The following is a 22,305-nucleotide window of genomic DNA, read 5'->3' on the forward strand; positions in this document are numbered from 1 at the left end:
GTTAGTCCCGCACGGCATCGTTCCGCGCGACGTCCGGCCGCACGACACCGAGGCGAGCCGAGCCGCGCGTCACGCGGGCGATGAGCAGGAGCACGCCGGTGAGCCCCAGTGTCAGCAGCAGCTGGATGCGCGCGGCGGGGTCCACCATCGCCAGCGCGACCACGCCGGCGAGCAGCGCGAGGCACAGCCACGACAGCCACGGGAAGCCCCACATCCTCATCGGCATCTCCTCGCCCGCCCTGTCCGCACGGCGGCGCAGGATGATCTGGGCGACCGCGGTGGAGGTCCAGATGACCAGCAGGGTCGATCCGACGACGTTCAGGAGCGCGGGCAGCACGACATCCGGGAACGCCCAATTGAGCCCGACGGTGACGAAGCCGAAGGCGACGGACGCCAGGACCGCGACGTACGGCACGCCCTTCGCGCTGGTGCGCGTCGCGGCGATCGGTGCGAGACCGCGCTCACCGAGCGAGAACGCCATCCGCGAGGCGCCGTAGATGTTCGCGTTCATCGCGGAGAGCAGCGCGATCACGACGATGAGCGACATCACCAGATCGACGCCAGGCACCCGCACCGTGGCGAGCACGGCCGAGAACGGGCCGTCGAGGACAGCGGGGTCGTTCCACGGCAGCACCGCGACGATCACGAAGATGGACCCCAGGTAGAACACGATGATCCGCACCATCACCTCGCGGACGATGCGGCGGATGTTCCGCGACGGGTCGTCCGACTCGGCGGCGGCGATCGCGACGACCTCGGTGCCGCCGAAGGCGAAGACCACGATCAGGAGCGCGGCCGCGATGCCGGTGATGCCCTGCGGCGCGAACCCGCCCTCGGCGACGAGGTTGCCGATCCCGGTGGCGGGGACCCCCGGCACGAGTCCGACGATCGCGCACGCGCCGACGATCAGGAAGAGGATGATGGCAGCCACCTTGATGGCGGCGAACCAGAACTCGAACCGGCCGTAGTTGCGCACGCCGAACAGGTTCACGGCGGTGAGCGCGACGACGAAGATCAGCACCCACATCCATGCGGGGACGGCGGGCACCCAGCCCGCGACGATCCCGGCGGCGCCGGTGGCCTCGGCCGCGATCACGACCACAAGCTGGATCCAGTACAGCCAGCCGACGGCGCTGCCGGCGCTGCGTCCCATCGCCTTCTGCGCATACGAGCTGAACGCCCCGGAGCTCGGCCGGGCGGCCACCATCTCGGCGAGCATCGCCATCACGAGCACCACGATCGTGCCTGCGACCAGGAACGAGATCAGCACCGCAGGCCCTGCCAGGCCGATCGCCTGACCCGATCCGACGAAGAGCCCCGCGCCGATCGCGCCGCCGAGTCCCATCATCGAGATCTGCCGGCGCGTGAGCCCCGGGTGCAGGCCCTTGGTCGTGGTCGTGGTCGCGGGGACCTCGGTTGCGGTCATACGGTCGCCTCCTTGCGAACGGACAGGTCGGATGCGGTGGCGGATGCCGCGAGTGCGGCCTCCACCCGGTCGATGTCCTCCGATGAGCCGGAGGAGATCCGGACGCCCTCGCCCTGGAAGGCGCGGGTGACCACACCGCCATCCCTGAGCACCGACTCGAGCGCGGCGGTGCGCTCGCCGGCCGGCACCCAGACGAAGTTCGCCTGCGACGCGGCCGCGGGCCAGCCGGCCGCTGTGAGAAGGGCGTTCAGGCGGTCGCGCTGCGCGACCACCTCGTCGATGCGGACGGCCAGCTCGTCCTCGGCGGCGAGCGAGGCGCGGGCGGCGGTCTGCGCGAGGTCGGTCACGCCGAACGGGATAGCGGCCTTGCGCTGATTGCCCGCGACCTCCGCCGGCGCGATGGCGTAGCCGATGCGGAGGCCGGCGAGACCGTAGGCCTTCGAGAACGTGTGCAGCACGGCGACGTGCGGGTGACGGCGGAACAGCTCGATGCCGGCGCCGTAGGAATCGGTGCGGTCGAAGTGCACGTACGCCTCGTCGATCACGACGAGGATGTCATGCGGCACAGCCGCGACGAAGCGCTCGAGTGCGTCCGCGCCGACGACTGTCCCGGTCGGGTTGTTCGGGTTGCACACGAAGATCAGGCGGGTGCGCGGGGTGATCGCGGCGACCAGGGCGTCGAGGTCGTGCGCGTGCTCGGCGTTCAGCGGCACCGCGACCGGCACCGCTCCGGCGATCCGGATCAGTGACGGGTAGGCCTCGAAGGATCGCCACGCGAACATCACCTCGTCGCCGTCTCCGGCGACCGCGTGGATGAGTTGCGCCGCGAGCTCCACGGAGCCCGCCCCGACCGTGACCAGAGCCGCGTCGACCTCGTAGCGGGCCGCGAGCTCGGCACGGAGCGCGGCGGCGCTCATGTCGGGATAGCGGTTGATGCCGCCGAGCCGGTCCTGCACGGCCGCGACGACGGAGGGCAGCGGCGGATGCGGCGACTCGTTGGAGGAGAGCTTCGACGCCCCTGCGGGGGCCGGGAGTCCCTGGCGATAGGCGGGTACGGCCTCGAGTCCGGCACGGGTGGGGAGTGTCATCGTCTGAGCGTCCTTGCTGAGTCGCGGCGTCAGGCCGGGGTCCGTCTGCTGTCGCGCAACACTAGACCGGATGCTCGCCGCTGAGCAATCGGTGCAGCGACAGGTGCGCATCGCGCGCAGTCAACCCCGTGAAATCGTGCGATCACTGCGCAGACTGCACAGCACGGTGCGAATGCTGGTCAGCGCCCTGCCGTGAGCGCCGCGGGATCGGTCGCCGGGAGCCGGCACACGAAGGCACGGCAGTCGTAGGCGCGCTCCGGCACCTCGCCCTTGCCCTTGAAGAGCTCGAGGCCGGCGTCTGCGAAGGCATGCGCCTGCGCAGGTGTGACGACGGCGATCACGTCGGCATCCGCTCGTCTGGCCGCAGCCGCCAGCGCCCCGCCCGGGTCGTCCGTGACCACGACGATCTGCCGCGGCGGCTCCACGACCCCGGCGGCGACCCGTAGCAGACTGCCGTGCGCGAACGGCTGGGCGAGCGCCTGCGCAGCATACTCGCGCACTGACGAGACAGCCGCCTCCCTGTAGCGGTCGCCCGCTCCCAGACGCCAGGCGCTCAGCGCCGCTGCGGCGACGGCCGCGACATCGCTCGGCAGATCGCCGTCCGTCTGATCCGGGGATGCGGCGATGCCCTGCGCCACGAGGAGCGGGTCGCCGTCGACCCCGGCGATCGCCTCGTCGAGCAGCTCACGCCCCCGGAGCGCCCATGCCGCATCACCGGACGCGGCCGCCAGCGCGAACAGCCCCTCGGCCAGCAGCCCGAGGTCCGCCGCGGTCGCGGTCGCGGCGGATGCGACCCCGTCGAGCGACGCTCGGAGCATCCTGCCGTCCGCCGCCCGGTTCACCCGCAGCACCTCGTCCGCCGCCGTCGCGGCGGCAGCCACCCACTCGGGCTCGCCGAGCGTCGTGCCCGCCCGTGCGAGTGCGCCGATCGCCAGTCCGTTCCAGCCGGTGATCACTTTGCCGTCGACCGCGGGCGGCTCGAGCCCGGTCCGTTCCGCGACCGGCCGCAGATAGTAGCCGCCCTCGCTGCGCCGGCCGTCGATCCACGACTCGGAGTCCTGCGCCGCCCCGAGACCGCCGCCCGGCCGGCGCAGCGTGGTCAGCAGGAACCCCGCGATCCCGTGCGCCGCCGTGGTCTGGCCCTCGTCGAGCGCGATCTCCAGCAGCTGCGCGTTGTCCGTCAGCATCCGCTCGTAGTGCGGCACGCTCCAATCGCGCTGCGTGGCGTAGCGGAAGAAGCCGCCGTCCTCGTCTCGCAGCGCAGACCCGGACATGGCGGTGAGCGCCCGCCGCACGGAGGCGGCCGCATCCTGCGCCTCACGTCGCACCAGCGGACTCTGCAGGAATCGCAGCGTCGTCGCGACCGGGAACTTGGGTGCACCGCCGAATCCTCCGAAGACCCGATCCTCGCGTGCGGCGATCGTCTCCGCCGCGGCCGCGAGGGCTGCCGCCTCCGGCAGGTCGGTCGCAGCGGAAGCCGCCGCCCGTCCGAGCGCCTCGGTCACGGCATCCGCCGACTCCTCCGCCTGCGCGCGGCGCACGGTCCACGCCTCGCTGACCGCGGCGAGCACGTCACGGAACGCCGGCAGCGGCGGGCGCACGTCCGGCGGCCAGTACGTCCCGGCGTAGAACGTCCGCCCGCGGGGCGTCGCGAACACCGTGAGCGGCCAGCCGAGATTCTGGGTGAACGCGGATGCCGCGGCCATGTACGCGCCGTCGACGTCCGGATGCTCCTCGCGGTCGACCTTCACCGCGACGAAGCCCTCGTTCATCAGCGCCGCGGTCTCCGGGTCCGCGAACGACTCGCGCGCCATGACGTGGCACCAGTGACAGGTCGAGTAGCCGATCGAGATCAGCATCGGCACATCGCGCCGCTGCGCCTCGTCGAACGCCTCCTGGCCCCACGGATACCAGTCGACGGGGTTGTCGGCATGCGCGCGGAGGTAGGGGCTGAGCGTGTCGGCGAGCCGGTTCGTCATCCCCTCACGCTACGCCGCGGAGCCGGCGCGGTCACCCCGCCGGCGATTCACCCCGCCAGCACCTCGGCCCGGCGCGACGCCGCGTAGCCGATCAGCGGCAGCGCACGCTCGACCGCGAGCGAGATCCGCGAGCGGAGCAGGTCCGACGTGACCGTGTGTCCGTCGAAGTCGGAATCGCTCGCGTATACGCCGACCGGGAGGGTCAGCGCCTGGAAGAACGAGAACAGCGGCCGCAGCTGATGCTCGATGATCAGGGCGTGCCGCTCGCCGCCGCCGGTGGCGGCCAGAAGCACCGGCTTCCCGGCGAGCGCGTACTGGCCGACGAAGTCGAACAGGTGCTTGAACAGTCCGGTGAAGGACGCCCGGTACACCGGGCTCCCGACGATCAGCAGATCGGCGGCCTCGATCGCGACGAGCTGCTCCTCGACGTCCGCCGGAAGGTGGTCGCGACGGAGCGCTCCGGCGAGAGCGGGGCCGATGGCCGTGAGCTCGATGAGCTCGACGTCGACCTCGGCGCGCTCGGCGACAGCTGCGGCGATCGCGCGCACCAGAGCAGTGGTCTTGCTGGGTTCATGCAGTGAGCCGGACACGGCCACGATGCGATAGCGAGCTGTCATGCCTCGACGGTAGCCATGCGGACGCCCCGCGTCGCAGGAGGCGACACGGGGCGTCACGCGAGGTAGCAGAACTCAATCCGCGCGTCGTCGCGTCAGTTCACGTCGTCGGGATGAGAGCCGACCCGGCCCGAGCCGTCGAGGGGGTCGAGGGCGTCGATCGCCGCGATCTCGGCATCCGTGAGCTCGAAGCCGAAGACGTCGAGGTTCTCGCGCAGGCGCTCTGCGCGCACCGACTTCGGGAACACGATGATCCCCTTCTGCAGGTGCCAGCGCAGCACCGCCTGCGCGGGGGTGACTCCGTGGGCGGCAGCCGCATCCGCCACTGCCGGGGTGCCGAAGAGGTCGTACTTGCCCTGACCGAGCGGACCCCACGCCTCGACGCGGATGCCGTGCGCCTCGGACCAGGCGACGACGTCGCGCTGCTGGTAGGCCGGGTGCAGCTCGATCTGGTTCACGGCGGGCGTGACGCCGGTCTCGTCGACCACGCGGTCGAGGTGCGCGACCAGGAAGTTGGAGACGCCGATGCTGCGGGTGAGGCCGGCCTCGCGCAGCTCGATCAGCTTCGCGAAGGCGTGCACGTAGTCGTCCTTCGCCGGTGTCGGCCAGTGCACCAGGTACAGGTCGACCCGATCCAGGCCGAGCTTCTCCAGGCTCTCCGCGATGGCCGCCTGCGGCTCTTCGCCGTGGTGGCGGTCGTTCCACAGCTTGGTGGTGACGAACAGCTCGTCACGCGGGATGCCGGATGCCGCGATCGCCGCACCCACGCCCTCCTCGTTGCCGTAGATCGCCGCGGTGTCGATGTGCCGGTAGCCGATCTCCAGAGCCTCGCTGACCGCGCGCTCGGTCTCGGCCGGCGGCACCTTGAAGACGCCGTAGCCGAGCTGCGGGATGAGGTTGCCGTCGTTCAGTTCGAGTGCAGGAATCGTCATGGTTCCAGCCTAGAAGGTGCTGAGTGAGGCGGGGCGGCAGCTGCCCATGCAGCGGCTCCTCCGACGAGGCGCTCGAGGGGGCCGCGGCCGAACAGCATCGACCACAGAGTCGCGGCGAGCATCAGCGCGATCGCGGTCAGGGCCCAGAACTCGTTGCTGGACAGGAAACCGCCGGGTCCTGCGATCAGGGCGATCGAGAGCACATGCACGCTGTATGCCGACAGCGGCATGGAACCGAGGGCGCCCAGCGGCAGCAGCAGCGGGCGCAGCGGCCTGCTGAGCAGCAGGCAGAGCGCGACGACGGCGAGCGCGAATCCTCCCGACCCGAGGATCTCGGCGGTGCCGCCGGAGTGCGGCTCCACGGCGAAGAAGGCCGCGCGGGTGACGCCGAGCGGGTCGGCCTCGGCGAGGGCATCCGGGTAGGTATCCCAGCCGCCGGCCGGCGACCGCTCGTCGTCCGGCACCGCGAACCCGGCGAGGATGCCGATCGCTCCGAGCCCGTAGCCGACGATCATCAGCCCGATGCCGGTCCCGAGCGCCACCGCGGCGGTGCGCGTGCGCTCGATGTGCAGGCGGCCGAGCGCCATCCCGCCGAGCACGAACGCGAGCCACACGGTGAGGGGATACGAGCCGTACAGCACGAAGTCGATCCCTGCGCCGTAGGGGTTCAGGGTCACCGCGTCGAGGAGCGCGAGCAGCACCGGTCCCGTGAGGGCCAGCAGCCCCGCGGCGATCAGCAGCTGCCAGGGCCGCCAGCGCAGGAACGGGATCACTGCGACGTAGAGCAGCCCGTAGACGGTGAGGATCACCGCGATCGGGGTGTTCAGCATCTCCAGCGCGAGCCCGATCAGGAAGATCACCGCCCCGCGGCCGACGAGGTTCAGCCGGAGACCCGGAACCCGGGAGGGGTCGGGAATCACGCTGCGGCCGGTCATCAGCGCGATCGAGACCCCGGCGAGAACCGCGAACAGGATCGAGGAGCGGCCGTGCACGAGATCGGTCCAGGTGCCGGGGTCGGACAGCACGAACGTCTCCGTCTCGCCGACGTGAGCGCCGGCCATGCCGAGGATCGCGAAACCCCTGGCGACGTCCAGGCCGAGGATGCGCGGCGGACGCCCGAACTCGCGGAACCAGTGCTGCGCAGTCGTCACGGCTGCATCCTAGGCGTCGAAGCACCCTGATCGCGGCATACGATGGAGGGCTATGTCCTCCCCTGTGATCACCTATCCCCCGGAGCTGCCGGTCAGCGCCGCGAGAGACGAGATCGCCGACGCGATCCGCGATCACCAGGTGGTCATCGTCGCCGGGGCGACCGGGTCGGGAAAGACCACGCAGCTTCCCAAGATCTGCCTGGAGCTGGGCCGCGAGCGGATCGCGCACACGCAGCCGCGCCGGCTCGCCGCACGCACCATCGCGGAGCGCGTCGCCGAAGAGCTGCAGGTGGAGCTCGGGACCGCCGTCGGCTACAAGGTCCGCTTCACCGACAAAGTGTCCGCCGACACCCGGATCGCGCTGATGACCGACGGCATCCTGCTCAACGAGATCCACCGCGACCGCCTGCTCACCCGCTACGACACGATCATCATCGACGAGGCGCACGAGCGCTCCCTGAACGTCGACTTCCTGCTCGGGTACCTCGCGCGGGTGCTCCCTGAGCGCCCTGACCTCAAGGTCATCATCACATCGGCGACGATCGACCCGGAGAGCTTCGCTGCGCACTTCGCCGCCCAGGGCGGAACTCCGGTGCCGATCGTCGAGGTGTCCGGGCGCACGTATCCGGTGGAGATCCGGTACCGGCCGCTGGTCGACGAGGCGGATGACGCAGCCGGGTCCCTGAATCTGTCGAAGGGAGGGGACCCGGAGGACGAGGTCTCCGCGATCGTCGCGGCCCTGCGGGAGCTCGACCGCGAGGCGCCGGGCGACGTGCTGGTGTTCCTCCCCGGCGAGGCCGAGATCCGCGACGCCGCGGATGCGGTCCGCGGCGCCTATTCCGACGACCGGTCCCCCACCGAGGTGCTGCCGCTCTACGGGCGCCTGTCCGCGGCCGAGCAGCACCGGGTGTTCGAGCGCAGCCGGGTGGCCGGCGTCCGCCGTCGCGTCGTGCTGGCGACGAACGTGGCCGAGACGAGCCTGACCGTCCCCGGCATCCGCTACGTGATCGACACCGGCAGCGCCCGGATCTCGCGCTACAGCAGCAGGTCGAAGGTGCAGCGGCTGCCGATCGAGGCGATCTCGCAGGCGTCCGCGAACCAGCGGTCAGGACGTGCCGGGCGCACGAGCGACGGCATCGCGATCCGGCTGTACAGCGAGGAGGACTTCGAGAAGCGGCCGGAGTTCACCGAGCCCGAGATCCTGCGCACCTCGCTCGCCTCGGTGATCCTGCAGATGCTGTCGCTGGGCTTCGGCGACATCTCGGCCTTCCCGTTCCTCACCCCGCCCGATTCCCGCGGCGTCAAGGCGGCGTTCGACCTGCTCACCGAGCTCGGGGCGGTGTCCGGCGCCGGCGACGCGCCCCGCCTGACCCGTGTCGGCCGCGACATCTCCCGCATCCCGATCGACCCCCGTTTCGCGCGGATGCTGATCGAGGCAGGGCGCACTTCGACGGGCTCAGGGGCCCACGTCGTCCGCGACGTCCTCGCGATCGTCGCGGGGCTCTCGATCCAGGACGTGCGGGAGCGCCCCTCGCAGGAGGCGCCGCAGAGCGTCCGCGACGAGGCGGATCGCGCGCACGCGCGCTTCGCCGACCCGACCAGCGACTTCCTCTCGATACTCAACCTCTGGAACCACCTGCGCGAGCAGCAGCGCGAACTCGGCTCCAGCGCGTTCCGGCGCCTGTGCCGCGCCGAGCATCTGAACTACGTGCGGGTGCGCGAATGGTTCGACGTGCACCGTCAGCTGCGCACCCTCGTGAAGGGCACGGACTCTTCGAAGGGCGCCTCCGACCCCGACGCGATCCACCGCGCCCTGCTGTCGGGGCTGCTGTCCCAGATCGGCATCCTCGACGAGCGGCAGACCCCGGCCCGCGGCCAGTCGAAGACCTCGCCGAAGGACGCGAAGCGCCGCATCGCGGAGTACCGCGGCGCCCGCGGCATCCGCTTCTCGATCTTCCCCGGCTCGGCGCTGCGCAAGAAGAGCCCGCAGGCGGTGATGGCCGCGGAGATCGTTGAGACATCGCGCACCTTCGCGCGCACTGTCGCCGCGATCGACCCCGCGTGGGCTGAGGCCCTCGCCGGGGACCTCGCCAAGCGCCAGATCACGGAGCCGCACTGGTCGAAGGACGCAGGCGCCGCCGTGGCCTACGAGAAGGTCACGCTGTTCGGCGTCGAGATCATCCCTCGCCGGCGCGTGCAGTTCGCGCGGATCGACAGAGCCGCGTCCCGAGAGCTGTTCCTGCGGCACGCGCTGGTCGAGGGCGAATGGGATCCGGCCAGGATCGACAAGCGTGTGAGCGCGTTCTGGCGCAGCAACGCAGAGCTGCGCAAGCGACTCGAGAAGCTGGAGGAGCGCGAGCGCCGCCGCGACATCCTCGCGGGCGACGAGGCCGTCTTCCGCTTCTACGACGAGCGCATCCCTGCAGACGTCTTCGATGTGCGCTCGTTCGAGAACTGGTGGCGCGAGACTCTGGCAGCGACACCGAAGCTGCTCGTCATGCGCGAGGCGGACCTCCTCGACGACGAGAGCCGTGCAGACCAGAGCGAGTTCCCGACCCGCTGGAGCCAGGGCGACCAGGTGCTGGGGCTCGCATACCGCTTCGAGCCCGGCGCCGCCGACGACGGCGTGAGCGTCGTGGTCCCGCTCGCCCTCCTCGCCCAGATCGAGGACCGCGGCTTCGACTGGCAGGTGCCTGGTCTTCGCGCCGAGCTCATCACCGGGCTTCTGCGTGCGCTGCCGAAGGCGATCAGGCGCCATGTCGTCCCCGCGGCGGACTGGGCGGAGAAGTTCGGCGCAGAGCTCGCAGGGCAGGGCCCCGAGTCGCACGACGGCGTGCCGGTGCGGACTCTCAAGGAGGCGCTGGCGAAGCTCATCCAGCCGCTCGCGAACCAGCTCGTCTCGGCATCCGATTTCGAGGACGAGCGCGTGCCGGCACACCTGCGCATGAACTTCCGCGCCGTCGACGAGAGAGGACGGGTGGCAGGCTCCGGGCGGGACCTCCGCACCCTGCAGGATCAGCTGTCCGACCGGGCGCGTTCCAGCGTCGCCCGCTCGGTCGCGGCGACCGCGCGCCCCGGCGGGGCGGCCGCAGAGCGCGTGGCCGCGGCATCCGCCCGTGGTCCCGTCGAACAGGACGGCCTCACCGCGTGGACGTTCGGCGACCTCCCCGAGGTGCTCGACACCCGGGTCGCCGGCGGCGTGGTGCGCGGCTACCCGGCCGTCGTCGATCAGGGCAAGACGGTCTCGGTGCGGGTCGAGGCGACGGCGGATGCCGCGGCCGCGGCGACCCGCGAGGGCGTCCTGCGCCTCGTGCTCCTCGGTGTCCCGTCGCCCTCGTCGTATGTACAGCAGCACCTCACCAGCCAGGAGAAGCTCGCGCTCGCGGCCTCCCCGTACCAGAACGCCGCCGCTTTGATCGAGGACTGCCGTGCGGCCGTCGCGCGCGCGGTGATCGAGCGCACCGCTCCCGGCGGTCTGATCCGCACCGAGGCGGAGTTCACGCGGGTCCGCGACGCGGTCTCGGCGTCGCTCGTCGACGAGCTGTTCGCGTGCGTCTCGCTGGTCGCGCGCATCCTCACCAAGGCCCGCGAGGTCGAGCGCGGCATCAAGTCGCAGAACTCGCTCGCGCTCCTCGGCCCGCTGAACGACATCCGCACGCAGCTCGCCGGGCTGCTGCATCCCGGCTTCGTCTCGGCCACCGGGATAGAGCGGCTCTCGCACCTGCCGCGGTATCTCGACGGAATGCTCGAACGGCTCAAGACCCTGTCGAGCGAGCCGGGCAAGGACCGGGCGCGGATGAGCGAGTTCGAGCGGATGGCGAAGGCCTTCGAGGACGCGGGCGGCACGATCCCGCTCCCCCGCGACGCGGCCCCGACGCTCGCCGAGAGCCGCTGGCTGCTCGAGGAGTATCGGGTGAGCGTGTTCGCGCAGCGCCTCGGCACCGCCCAGCCGGTCTCGCCGCAGCGCATCGTGAAGGCGCTCGCAGGCCGGGCATGACACGCCGGGACCGCACGCTCGCCCTGATCGCGATCACCATCACGTCGATCCTCTGGGGCACCACCGGCACCGCGGCGACCTTCGCTCCCGCGGCGGGTCCGCTCGCGATCGGGGCCGCGGCTCTCGGCATCGGCGGACTCCTGCAGGCACTGATCGCCCTCCCGGCGCTCCGCGCCGCGGCGCCCCGGCTGCGTCGTCATCCGGTGCTGGTGGTCGTGGGCGCGCTGTCCGTCGCGATCTACCCGCTGGCGTTCTACAGCTCGATGCACCTCGCCGGCGTCGCGATCGGAACCGTCGTGTCGCTGGCATCCGCTCCGCTCGCCTCCGGCCTGCTCGAGCGCTTCGTCGAGGGACGGCGGCTGAGCCGCTGGTGGATGCTCTCCGCCGTGCTCGGGGTCGCCGGCAGCGTGCTGCTGTGCGCGTCGAAGCTCGACGGCGCCGTCGACGATGCGTGGCCCACGCTGCTGGGCATCGTGCTCGGGCTCGTCGCCGGGGCCACGTACGCGGTGTACTCCTGGGCGGCGGCGCGACTGATGTCGCATGGCGCTGGGCGTGCCGCGTCGATGGGCGCGGTGTTCGGCCTCGGCGGGCTGCTGCTGATGCCCGTGCTGCTCGTCACCGGCGCTCCGCTGATCGCGACGCCCGAGGCGTTCTCGGTCGCCGCGTACATGGCGCTCGTGCCGATGTTCCTGGGGTATCTGCTGTTCGGGTACGGCCTGGAGCGGGTATCGGCGAGCACCGCCACCACGATCACGCTGAGCGAGCCGGCGATCGCCGCAATCCTCGCGGTCATGATCGTGGGCGAGCGGCTGAGCGTCGTCGGCTGGATCGGCCTCGGACTCATCGGATTCGTGCTGATGATCCTCGCGTTCGCGCCGACAGAGCGCCGGATCGGCGTTAGCCTGAGTGCATGACTCGCGCGATCGTGTACACCGAGTTCGGCTCCCCCGACGTGCTCCATCTCATGGAGATCCCCGATCCTGTGCCGCTGCACGACGAGGCCGTCGTGCGGATCGAGGCCGCCGGGGTCAACCCGATCGACGCGAAGCTGCGCAGCGGCAGGCGTCCGTCGCCGCCGATCACCGAGCCGCGGCCGGTCGGCTTCGACGGCGCCGGCGTGATCGTGGCCCTCGGCGAGAGCGTGAAGGGCTTCGTCGTCGGCGACCGCGTCGCGATCCACGACACCCGCGGCACCTACGCCTCGGCACTCACGGTTCCGGCGCGCAACCTCGCCGTGCTCCCCGACGCGGTGACGGCCGCTGAGGGAGCCGCGATCGGCATCCCCGCAGCCACCGCCTATCAGTCGCTGCGTTCGCTGAACGTCGGCGACGGCGACGTGCTGCTCGTGCACGCCGGCTCCGGCGCTGTCGGGCAGGCGGCGGTGCAGTTCGCCGTGTCCTGGGGCGCCACGGTCATCGCGACCGGCAGCCCTGCGCGCCACGATCAGCTGCGGGAGCTCGGCGCCATCCCCGTCGCCTACGGCGAAGGCCTGCTCGAGCGCGTGCGCGACGCCGCCCCCTCCCCCGTGACGGTCGCTCTCGACTGCGCAGGTACCGACGAGGCCATCGAGACCTCGCTCGCCCTGGTGGCCGACCGCGACCGCATCGCCACGATCGTGCGCGGACCGGATGCCGCTGACTTCGGCATCCGCGCGTTCTCCGGCGGATCGCCCGTGCCGCTCACCGACCAGGAGAAGGCGTGGCGGGCCGAGGCCGTGGCGAAGACGATCGACCTGATCGCCGCGGGCGATTTCACTGTCGAGCTCGGACCGGAGCTTCCCCTCGCGGAGGCCGCGAGGGCCCACGAGCTCGTCGAGTCGGGCGAGGCCGACGGCAAGATCATCCTCGTCCCGTGAGTCGCCGCCGCGTCAGATGAGGGCAGGCGCGGCCGGTGGCCTGAACCGCACCCCGCACTGCGCTGCACTGCAACAGTTCGACACACGACGGGCCGCGCGCCGCGCGCTCACGACAATGGTCTGATGAGCGAGTTCGCCACCCAGCAGATCCAAGCCGGCTACGTCCCAGGGACGCCGCAGAACAGCGCCGTGCCGCCGATCTACCAGACGGCCGCGTTCCAGTTCGCCTCGCTCGCGGATGCCGCCGACCTGTTCGCGCTGCGCAAGGCCGGCAACCTCTACAGCCGCAACGCCAGCCCGACCCAGCAGGTGCTCGAGGAGCGGGTCGCAGCTCTCGAGGGCGGCGCCTCCGCCGTCGCCGTCGCGTCCGGGCAGGCGGCCGTCGCAGTGACGCTGCTCGCGATCGTCGGCCGCAACGGCCACATCGTCGCGGCGAACCAGCTCTACGGCGGCACCGTCGACCTGTTCCAGGAGACCTTCGACGACTTCGGCATCCCGGTGACCTTCGTCGACCAGGACGACCCCGACGCGTGGCGCGCCGCCATCCGCCCCGACACCCGCGCGCTGTTCGCCGAGTCGGTCGCGAACCCGGTCGCGCAGGTGCTCGACATCCGCCTGGTGGCCGACATCGCGCACGAGGCGGGCGTCCCCCTGGTGATCGACAACACGGTCGGCACCCCGTACCTGGTGCGCCCAGGCGAGCACGGCGCCGACTTCGTGGTGCACTCGGCCACCAAGTTCCTCTCCGGTCACGGCACCTCCCTCGGCGGCGTCGTGGTCGACCAGGGCACCTTCGACTTCGGCGCGGAGCCAGAGCGCTGGCCGCACTTCACCGCCGAGTACAAGCGCGTGCCCGGGCTCGTGCTGTGGGAGCGGTTCGGCATCGGCGCAGCCTTCGCCGCGCTGGTGAAGTCGAAGTACGTGCACGACCTCGGCCCCTCGCTCTCGCCGTTCAACGCCTGGCAGATCCTGCAGGGCATCGAGACGCTCGACCTCCGGGTGTCCCGGCAGAGCGCCACCGCACTCGCGGTCGCGAAGTTCCTCGCACAGCATCCGGCGGTCGCGAAGGTCAACCACCCCGGCCTCGAGGGCAATCCCTGGCACGATCTGGCGGTGCGCTACCTGCCCAAGGGCGTGCCCTCGGTGTTCTCGTTCGACCTCGCCGGCCCCGAGGACGAGGGCACCCAGGAGCGCGTCGCCCGCGTCGTCGACGGCCTCGAGGTCGTGCGCCTGATCGCCAACATCGGCGACGCGCGCAGCATGGTCGCGCACCCCGCCTCGATGACGCACTCGCACCTGAACGCCGAGCAGCGCGCCGCCGCCGGCATCTCGCTGAACACGATCCGGATCTCGCTCGGCCTCGAGGATCCCGCCGACATCATCGCCGACCTCGAGCAGGCGCTCGGGAAGGCCTGATCCGATAGGACGCCCGCGCCCCAGACCGGCACCGCCCCGGCTGCTCACTTCCTGGAATCGCTGTCGAATCTCGCGATGCCGGTCGCAGGTGTCGCGGATGGCCGCGGATCTCGACGAGCACGTCGAGCAGTTCCTACACCGCCCGCTGGGCGATGGGCGCACCGCTCCGGATGCGACCTGCCCGCCCCGAGATGCGAGGGGTTTGAACGCCGACGTCACCGCCGCCGTCAACCGATTCGCGACCGCCAGGAGCACCTTCCCGCGACCGACGCGATCGGGCCCAACGCCCACCCGACCGCGGCAGGTGACGTCCCCGGGGGTGGTCACCTGTCGCCGGTTGTGAACGCACCTTCCCAGATCAGTCCGAGCGCGGGATTCCCAGGGCATCGCTCACATGGTCGTCGATCCACAGATAACTCACTAGCGCCCATGAGCCACAAGGCTCAGACTTCGCCGTAACCCTCCGTCGATTCCCGTCCACGTAAGCCTTCAAGAAAGCGTCCCAGAAACAGAGTTGAGACAGCGTGCCGTCCGGGCCGAGCGGTCGATTCTCTAGATGACGAAAATAGCCCCTAGTCCACCCCATCCGATTCGTGAAGATCGGTGCTAGCAGGAGATCTTCCGGTCGTATTCGAACCATGTCGTCGATTTCGACGCCGGGGCGAAAGACATAGATCAGGTTCGAGGCGGGCATCGGTGCGCGGTTGGAATCTCGTATATCCGCTGCTGCCACACGGCCCAATAGACGCGGACCGCCCGAGATCTGCATCTCGAAGATATCTCCGTCGACAGGGTGGTGTCGACTGCGTTGTAGGAACTCCAGGTTCACGGTTAACCTCCGATTCCACTCAACCAGGCCCGACCCCACTCGACCGCCTGTTCGTAGTAGGAGTGACGGGGCGAGATGCTGTTAACCAAGTTCTGGAACCCAGGATTATCGACAATCAGTGCTTGTTCAATGGCGCGCGATTCGCCGCGTGTCAACGGTGAAGCCGTGAGCTCCTGGAGACCATCAAATCGATCTCCGTGCTGCGCAGTTCTGCGAGTGATGTTGTTCGTGATTCCCGCATATATAGAGTCCCCTGAACGTACACCGAGGTAGACACTGGTGTTCGAGTGTCCGCCCGAGAGTTCGCTTGGCAACTTCGGCGCGCCTGCGCTGTTGCCGCAGTTGTGGGTGAGGACGTCGGTATCCCCAGCGTAGACGCTGTACGTGTGGGTGGTGTCGATGGTGAGGTTGTGGACGGTCTGCTCACGGTGGTCGTGCTGGACGGCGGTGACCTGCACCCAGGTCCCGGACGAGGTCTGCACCCACATCCCCGGCCGCAGGTCCCCTGCGTCGACCCATTCCTCCGTGTCGGGCACCCAGAACGGGTGCCCGTCCGTGGCCGTCACCTGCCCCGACATCCCCGACGGGTCCGTGACCGTCACGGTCACCAGGTCCTTCTCCCCGGTGCCAGTGATCGTCGCGATCACCGGTCGCGGTGCGCTCTTGCCGGTCTCGGGATCGGTCGCGAGAACGAGATCACCGAGCGTGATCTTCTCGATCGGCTTCTTCGCCCCGTCGGCCATCAGCACGCTCGTGCCGGGCACGAAGCTGTTCACTGCACACGACGACATCGGCTTGCTGCCACCGCCCGACGCCGCGGGCTTCGCACCCGACGAGGGACGGATGCTCTGCAGCGGTGTGCTCGGTGGGCGCACCGCCCCCGACGCAACCTGCCCACCCCGGGACGCAAGGGGTTTGAACGCGGACGTGACCGCGGCCGTGAGCCTGTTCGCGACCGCCGGGAGCACCTTACCCGCGACCGAGGCGATCGGGCCCATCGCCCACCCGACCGCGGCACCCATCACCGTGTCCCGGGCGAAGCTGCCGAAATCGAACGGCTTCTTTGACTGCGACTGCTTCCAGATGTTCGTCGTCGCCGCGCCCGCCGCGCCACCCGCGATCGCACAGCCCACGCTGCCCGCCCCGGCGGTCACCACTAGACAGCCCGCCGTGACCAATGTTCCGACGACCGCACCGGCGATCTCTGCCTGGTACTTCTTCACGAATTTCGTCGCGGAGTTCCACAGGTTCCCGAACCAGTTCCGTCCCGACGGGTCGGACCACGTCACCGGGTTGTTGCCGGAATACACGTACGCGTTGAACTGCGCCGGTACACCGGGGCTCAGTTCCGGGTCCGTGCTCAGGAACGTGCCCGTCCCCGGATCGAAGAACCGCGCCCCCAGCAGGGTCAACCCCGAACTGTCCGCCGGCGCGCCCAAGAAGCCACGACCGGCGAGCGTGCCGACTGCATCCGCCCGCGCGGCACCGAACGGATCGGTGCGCACCCGCCGCACCGCCTCAGTCCAGTTCGTGTTGTGCACATACGCCAACGGGGTGCCATGCGCATCCGAGACCACGCTGCTCACACCCGCCATGCCCGTGCCCGTGCGCACCGCGACGTTCGCGCCCCCGAAGGAGTACCACCGGGTCGCGGAGACCGCGGTCGCGCTCGCTCGCACCTCCTGCCCTCCAGGCAGGAACACGGTCACTCCGGAATCGTCGGAACGGAGAAGCCGCACACCGTTCGCGTCGAACACGTTCGACAGGTCCTCGGCGCCGCCCGTCACCGAGACGAGCTCACCCTCCGGGTCCCACGTCTGGGTCTGCAGGTCGGCGTTCACCGTCCTCGACGTCTGGTTGCCAGCGGCATCCCACGTGAAGCCCGTGGTCACCGCGACCCCGGCTTTCGTCTTCGTCATCGACGTCAGCTGGTGCGGCCCCGCCGCCCCGTCCCCATGCTGGTAGGTGGTGACGGTGTTGCCCGACGCGGCATGCTCGGTCATCTTCGTGCGGTTGCCGAGCGGGTCGTACTCGTAGTCCGTCCAGTACGGAGAGGCACCGCCGACCATCGACTGCGTGATCTGCGCCGTTCCGCAGGTCTTGTCGGCAGCCGTCCACGCGGTCTTCAACCGGCGCAGGCTGTCGTAACGGAAGCACTGCGCATCGAACGTCCCCACAACCGATGCGCGTGACGGAGCGTCGACCAGGCCGGTCACGTTCCCTGCGGCGTCGTAGGAGTAGCGCGTGTCGACCTCGGTGCCGTCCACGTTCTGGCGGTCGAGTCGGATCGCGTTCAGCCGGTTCGTGCCGGCCTCCCAGTCGTAGCTGACGCTCGCCCCGTAGGTGTTCCCGAGGTCTTGCGCGAGGGGCTTCCCGTCGTGGGTCCATATCGCGTCGGCGACGTAGACACCCCAGCCGAAACCGCCTCCCATCCACGACGGCTTCGACCGCTCGTCAAAGCGTGTCGTCACGGTTTCGGCGCCCAGGACTGTCGCGGAGCCGTCCTTCACCTGCGGGTAGGTAGTCTGTGCGACCTGACCGTCGGCGGCGTAGGCGTACGCGGTCGTGAACGTCGCCCCCGACAGGGCGTTCAACGCGGTGTCGGCCGGGAGGATCGTGTCCACTTCGAGCGGACGGTAGGCGGAATCGTAGACGGGGAACGCGGTGGTGTACTCCTTCCCGCCGACGACCCGGGTCGAGGAGCTGACCTGTCCGAGCGCCCGGGTCTCGCCACCCTGGAGCAGCGCTGCGTCGTAGGTCCAGCTGGCCCTGACGGCACCGATCGCGTTGCCGTCACGCAGGCTGGTCACTCGCCCGAGCTTGTCGTACGTGTACGCGAGGGTCGCCCCGTTGGCGTCCGTGCGTGTCGAGACCCGCCCGAGGATGTCGTACGTGCTCGCGGAGACGCCGGCGTCCGGGTCCGTGGACGACACCAGCTGACCGGCGGCGTCGTACGTCTTCTTCCAGACGTCGCCGGCAGGGTTCGTCATCGTGAGCAGGCGACCCGCAGCATCGTATGCATACGAGGTCGTCTGCTTCGGCAGCGCCCGCACCGCTGCGGCCGTCACCGCATCAGTCTGCGTGGCAGGGTCACGCAGATACTCGCGGAGCTGGATCGTCCGCCCGAGCGCGTCGACGACGGTTTCGGTCGGGACTCCGCCCTTGGGCGGAATCGTCAGCGTCGCCGCGCCGTCGTAGGAGGTCGTGGTGCGCCACTTCTCGTTAGCGGGGTCCGAATAAGTGCCGATCCAGAACACCTCGTCGGTGATGCGCCCGGCCTTGTCGTAGACGTAGGTCGCCTGAGCGGGAGGCACGGCGATCGGCACGATGGCGTCCCCGTTCGGCCAGCCCTGCGCCGACCACGGTGCGGTCTTTCTGATCGTGCGCCCGGCGGAGTCGTAGTAGACGTGCGACACCGATCGTCCGGGGTTCGCGTCCGTGGCGTCGGCGCTCTCGACCTGTGACTGGAACGGGCGCAGCATGCCGTCGTAGAGCACGACCGATGTGTGCTGGCGTTTCCCGTCGGCGCCGAGCGTGCGGGTGATGACGGCGTTCAGCCCGTTCGTCGCGACGACGTACGCGTACTCGATGGAAGGTTTCGGGGCAGCTGCGTGTTGCGGGTAGACCACGCTGGTGGGGCGACCGAGAGAATCGTACGTGCCCTTCGTCACCTTGCCGTTCTGATCCGTGGTCGAGATCGGCATGCCCGTCAGCGGGTTGAACGCCTGCGTGGAGGTGAACGCGGCGACTTCTCCGATGCCGTCCGGGTCGGGAGACGTGGTGCCGACCTTCGCGAGCTGACCTCCGGCGCCGAGAGTGTACGCCATGGTCGTGACGTTGCCCGCGGCGTCTTCGGTGGTGACGGCACGTCCGGACGCGTCGTAGGTCGACTTGGTGCGTACGATGTCCGCCGCGCCGTTGCCGGGATCGACGGATTTCGTCTCGAGGGTCCGGCCGGCGTCGTCATACGTCGCCGTCTCGCGGGAGATGAGCGTGTCGACCGTGAGCGTGCCGCTGCACGCCGCACCGAAAACCTCCGTCTTCGCGGCGTACGAGAGCTTGTTCGCCTCCGGGTAGCCGCCGTCGCGCCGATACGTGGTTTTCGTGCAGACGTTGTCGCCGTCGGAAGTGAGATCGCCTCGGTCGTCGACCGAGATCGGCAGTCCACTCGTGTCGTTCGTCGTCGTCGCCGAGGTGCGGTAGACGAGACCGCCGGACGCGTTGTACGTGAATCCGAACGTGGTGGTCGACGGGATCCGGGTGGTCTTCAGGCCGGACGCGCCGGTGACGACGACAACAGGGGCGGCGGGCTGGCTGATCGTTTCCGACACCTTCGTCGTGCCGTTGAGCGTCTCGCTGGCGAACACCTGCCCGGTGTACTCGTCACGATCGACGACACTGATCGTGTACCCCGTGGGCCCGGCGGTGAGCGTCGCGCCGCTGCCTCGGAAATAGGTGCTCTTCTCGGCGGTCGTCTGCTCTGTTCCTTCACCGACGACCGTCGCGACCTGCGCGAACCCACGGAAGTCGGAGTAGGTGACCTGGTCCGCGTCGATCATCGGCCCGGTCGGCTTGACCCACTTCGCTCCGCCAAGATAGCTGAACCGGGTGGTCTTCGAGACCGATCCGGTGATGAGGGCGCCGCCACCGGCGACCTCGGGGGCGGCGTCTTCGACGATGCTCTCCACGACATACTTGTGGAACCAGTGGTTCTGGGGGGTGAGTTCACCGTCGGGCTGCCATTTCACCAGGTAGCAGAGCTTGGTGTTCGCCGCCTGCGCGGCATCCGTCGTCGCCGGGAGGCTCGAGGCATCGCATTCCGTTCGATAGGCGGCATTGACCGCCCCACCGGAGTCGGTGCGCACGCGGATGATGCGAGGACGCCACAGACCCGGCTGCCCGTCGCTCGACGAATCGACGCGGTTCGGCATCGACGTGTAGGTGAACTCGACAGGCGGCAAGGCGATGTCGTCGCCCGTCGAGGTGGTTCCGCCCCGCCCGGTGCGGCGGATGCCGTCGAGCCGCAGCACTGCGGCATCGGCGACGTTCATGAGTCCGGCATCGCCCTCGCCGACGTAGCGATGCGTGAACGCCCAGGAATCGATGTCCTGATAGGCGCTGCCGTCCCAGCTCTGCGCGGTGATCTTGACCAGTCGTGTCGTGTCGAAGAACACCGGCGTGACGTTCTTGCATTCCGTGGTCGTCGCGGTGCACTGCAGGTCCGTCGGCGTGTCCAGCCAGCGGCTCTTGTCGGTCTCGACATGTCCGCCTGTGCAGACCGAGGTGCCGTCGGCACGATCGGTGACACAGCGCGCCTCGGTTCCCAGAACGACCCGGTAGGGTGCGCTTCCGGCGGACCCTGTGCGCGTGCCGTACTCGATCTTGGTCAGCCGTCCACCGGACGTGTAGGACGTCGTCTTCCACTCGGTGTTGTTCGCGTAGTCGGCGACGTAGCTGTTTGACTCGGTTGCGTACGAATAGGTCATCGTATTGCCGGAGGGGTCCACGACGTGGTCGAGGTTCCACCGCCACACCTGATTGCACCGCGACGCCGCATATCCGCCGTCTGCGGCGGCTTTGTAGCATGCCTCGCCGCTGTCGTTCCCGTAGACCGGCAGCGACCAGGCGGACTTCAAGTCCGCACCCGTTGACGTGGCCTTACCTCGTCCGAAGAAGTACTGGGTGCCGTCGGCCGTGGTCACCTTCCAGTACTCCGCCGACCCGACCCCGTTCCAGCCGCCGGTGAGCAGTTCGACGCGCGATCCGTCGACGGTTTTCGACGACCACTTCTTCGCGACCGAGTCGTAGACCAGCGGGCTCGCGGCGCCGTTGAACATCAGCGTGGCGTTCGCGGGACCCCAGCACAGATCACCGTTCTCGCGGTCCACGTTGTTGGACCCCGTCTTCGCGTCGTCGGAACAGGGCTTGTACTGGCGCTCGACATAGCTCGAGGTCAGATCGAACCCTTCCCCGATCCACCCGGACTGATTGTTCGCCGACGGCACTCGCCCATCGGAGACAGCCGACGAGTAGGAAAGGGTGAGATCGGGTGAGGGGCCGGTTCCCTCCGGAACGTTCAGAGGGTACGACCAGGTGAACGCACCCGTGTTCCCGGAAGCCCCCCACGTCGACGACGGGGACAGTCCGGTCTGCGACCAGTCCCCGGCCGCGCCTGCGGCGCCGGCCGCCAGCGCGATCGAGCTGCCCTCCATCGTGCTCGTTGCCAGCGCTGCCAACGAGGCGGGCTCGGGGGTGAGTCCCGTCTGCGTGGTCGGCGCCGCCGTCGTGCCTCCCGTCGACGTGGACGAGGACTCCACCGGCACGGTGCCCGTGACCGTCTGCGCGATCGGGTCGTTCGTTGAGGGAATCGGCTCAGGCTGACATTCGGGTGAGTTCGGTGTCTCGCGGGCGCAGTCAGGGACACGAACGAGCCGAAGCCGTGACGCCCAGTCTCCCCCGACCGCACCGGCGAAAGCCGCATACGACAGGGTCAGATCGACCGTCTGCGCACCGGTGGTGTCTCCCGGGGTCGCATCGACGACGTCGAGGAGGACGCCGGTCACACCGACGGCATCCGCGATCGCCTGATCCTCTACCTTCAGCGTCACCGCGTCCGGGGAGGCGCCGCCCGAGGTGCCCACGACTTCGACCGCCATTCCGCCCAGATCCGCAGTCGCCGCAGAGTCGGATAGTTCGACGGTTGCCTCGTCGGAGGCGGGAAGCTCCGTCGCGGGCAGCGGGAGTCCGGCTTCGTCAGCCTGCGGCCAGGAGCCACCCATCGCCGTCACAGGAGCGGCGGGCGTTGCCGGGAGATTGCCCAGGGCATCCGCGAAGTTAGAGGCGCGGTCCTCCGTGACCGTGTCCGCGTACGCGGCACCGGTCGCGACTGTTCCGACACCGACGGGATCCACCGCCATGACCACCGCCAGAGCCGCGGCGATGCACATCGTCGGAAGCTTGGACTTGAGCGCTCGCGCGGCCTGGGTCCTCGAGCGAGGGTGAGTAGTGAGCCGGTCCA

At 69.8% G+C, this 22,305-nt stretch carries 13 protein-coding genes; 5 read left to right on the top strand and 8 right to left on the bottom strand.

Annotated features, from left to right (window positions below; all coding sequences use genetic code 11):
- Position 1: 1 nt before the first annotated feature.
- Together IPV10_RS12050 and IPV10_RS12055 are read right to left on the bottom strand one after the other, a co-directional pair.
- Positions 2-1,426 (bottom strand): amino acid permease, encoded by a 1,425-nt coding sequence (locus IPV10_RS12050; protein ID WP_207484183.1) that lies wholly within the window; start codon positions 1,424-1,426, stop codon positions 2-4.
- Entirely contained in the window at positions 1,423-2,514 is a 1,092-nt protein-coding gene (locus tag IPV10_RS12055; RefSeq protein ID WP_207484185.1) for a histidinol-phosphate transaminase, read from the bottom strand. Before IPV10_RS12055 ends, IPV10_RS12050 begins: the two co-directional genes overlap by 4 nt.
- Positions 2,515-2,584: 70 nt before the next feature.
- Here IPV10_RS12055 and IPV10_RS17205 point away from each other — a divergent pair, with 70 nt between their 5' ends.
- A complete protein-coding gene (locus IPV10_RS17205; protein WP_278249341.1) occupies positions 2,585-2,710 on the top strand; it encodes a hypothetical protein in 126 nt (41 codons plus the stop codon).
- Here the strand turns inward: IPV10_RS17205 and IPV10_RS12060 are convergent.
- The 4 genes from IPV10_RS12060 to IPV10_RS12075 all read right to left on the bottom strand — a co-directional run bounded on the left by IPV10_RS12060 (position 2,694) and on the right by IPV10_RS12075 (position 7,190).
- A complete protein-coding gene (locus IPV10_RS12060; RefSeq protein ID WP_207484187.1) occupies positions 2,694-4,493 on the bottom strand; it encodes a thioredoxin domain-containing protein in 1,800 nt (599 codons plus the stop codon). The two genes, IPV10_RS17205 and IPV10_RS12060, sit on opposite strands and share 17 nt — an antisense overlap.
- A 47-nt stretch (positions 4,494-4,540) precedes the next feature.
- A complete protein-coding gene (msuE, locus tag IPV10_RS12065; protein WP_207484189.1) occupies positions 4,541-5,110 on the bottom strand; it encodes an FMN reductase in 570 nt (189 codons plus the stop codon).
- A gap of 92 nt (positions 5,111-5,202) precedes the next feature.
- Positions 5,203-6,039 carry an aldo/keto reductase gene (locus IPV10_RS12070; protein ID WP_207484191.1) on the bottom strand — a complete coding sequence of 279 codons (837 nt, stop codon included), beginning with the start codon at positions 6,037-6,039 and terminating at the stop codon, positions 5,203-5,205.
- Positions 6,036-7,190 (bottom strand): heparan-alpha-glucosaminide N-acetyltransferase domain-containing protein, encoded by a 1,155-nt coding sequence (locus tag IPV10_RS12075; RefSeq protein ID WP_207484193.1) that lies wholly within the window; start codon positions 7,188-7,190, stop codon positions 6,036-6,038. Before IPV10_RS12075 ends, IPV10_RS12070 begins: the two co-directional genes overlap by 4 nt.
- 52 nt (positions 7,191-7,242) lie before the next feature.
- Between IPV10_RS12075 and hrpA the strand changes: the two genes are divergently transcribed.
- The 4 genes from hrpA (at position 7,243) to IPV10_RS12095 (ending at position 14,458) form a co-directional block, all read left to right on the top strand.
- Positions 7,243-11,187: an ATP-dependent RNA helicase HrpA gene (gene hrpA, locus IPV10_RS12080; RefSeq protein ID WP_207484195.1), complete on the top strand. Its 3,945-nt coding sequence runs from the start codon at positions 7,243-7,245 to the stop codon at positions 11,185-11,187.
- Positions 11,184-12,101: an EamA family transporter gene (locus IPV10_RS12085; protein ID WP_207484197.1), complete on the top strand. Its 918-nt coding sequence runs from the start codon at positions 11,184-11,186 to the stop codon at positions 12,099-12,101. Before hrpA ends, IPV10_RS12085 begins: the two co-directional genes overlap by 4 nt.
- Complete coding sequence (locus tag IPV10_RS12090) at positions 12,098-13,042, top strand: NADP-dependent oxidoreductase (protein ID WP_207484199.1); 945 nt, start codon at positions 12,098-12,100, stop codon at positions 13,040-13,042. The genes IPV10_RS12085 and IPV10_RS12090 overlap by 4 nt, the downstream gene beginning before the upstream one ends.
- Before the next feature lie 123 nt (positions 13,043-13,165).
- Positions 13,166-14,458, top strand: a complete 1,293-nt coding sequence (locus IPV10_RS12095; protein ID WP_207484201.1) for an O-acetylhomoserine aminocarboxypropyltransferase/cysteine synthase family protein — start codon at positions 13,166-13,168, stop codon at positions 14,456-14,458.
- Positions 14,459-14,816: 358 nt separating this feature from the next.
- Here IPV10_RS12095 and IPV10_RS17395 read toward each other — a convergent pair whose 3' ends face one another.
- Together IPV10_RS17395 and IPV10_RS12100 are read right to left on the bottom strand one after the other, a co-directional pair.
- The gene (locus IPV10_RS17395; RefSeq protein ID WP_374192234.1) at positions 14,817-15,326 is read right to left on the bottom strand and encodes an Imm26 family immunity protein; all 510 of its coding nucleotides are present in this window, start codon (positions 15,324-15,326) and stop codon (positions 14,817-14,819) included.
- Complete coding sequence (locus tag IPV10_RS12100; RefSeq protein ID WP_207484203.1) at positions 15,290-22,234, bottom strand: polymorphic toxin-type HINT domain-containing protein; 6,945 nt, start codon at positions 22,232-22,234, stop codon at positions 15,290-15,292. Before IPV10_RS12100 ends, IPV10_RS17395 begins: the two co-directional genes overlap by 37 nt.
- Between the last annotated feature and the right edge of the window lie 71 nt (positions 22,235-22,305).

The organism is Microbacterium sp. SD291 (assembly GCF_017355365.1).
Lineage (GTDB): Bacteria > Actinomycetota > Actinomycetes > Actinomycetales > Microbacteriaceae > Microbacterium.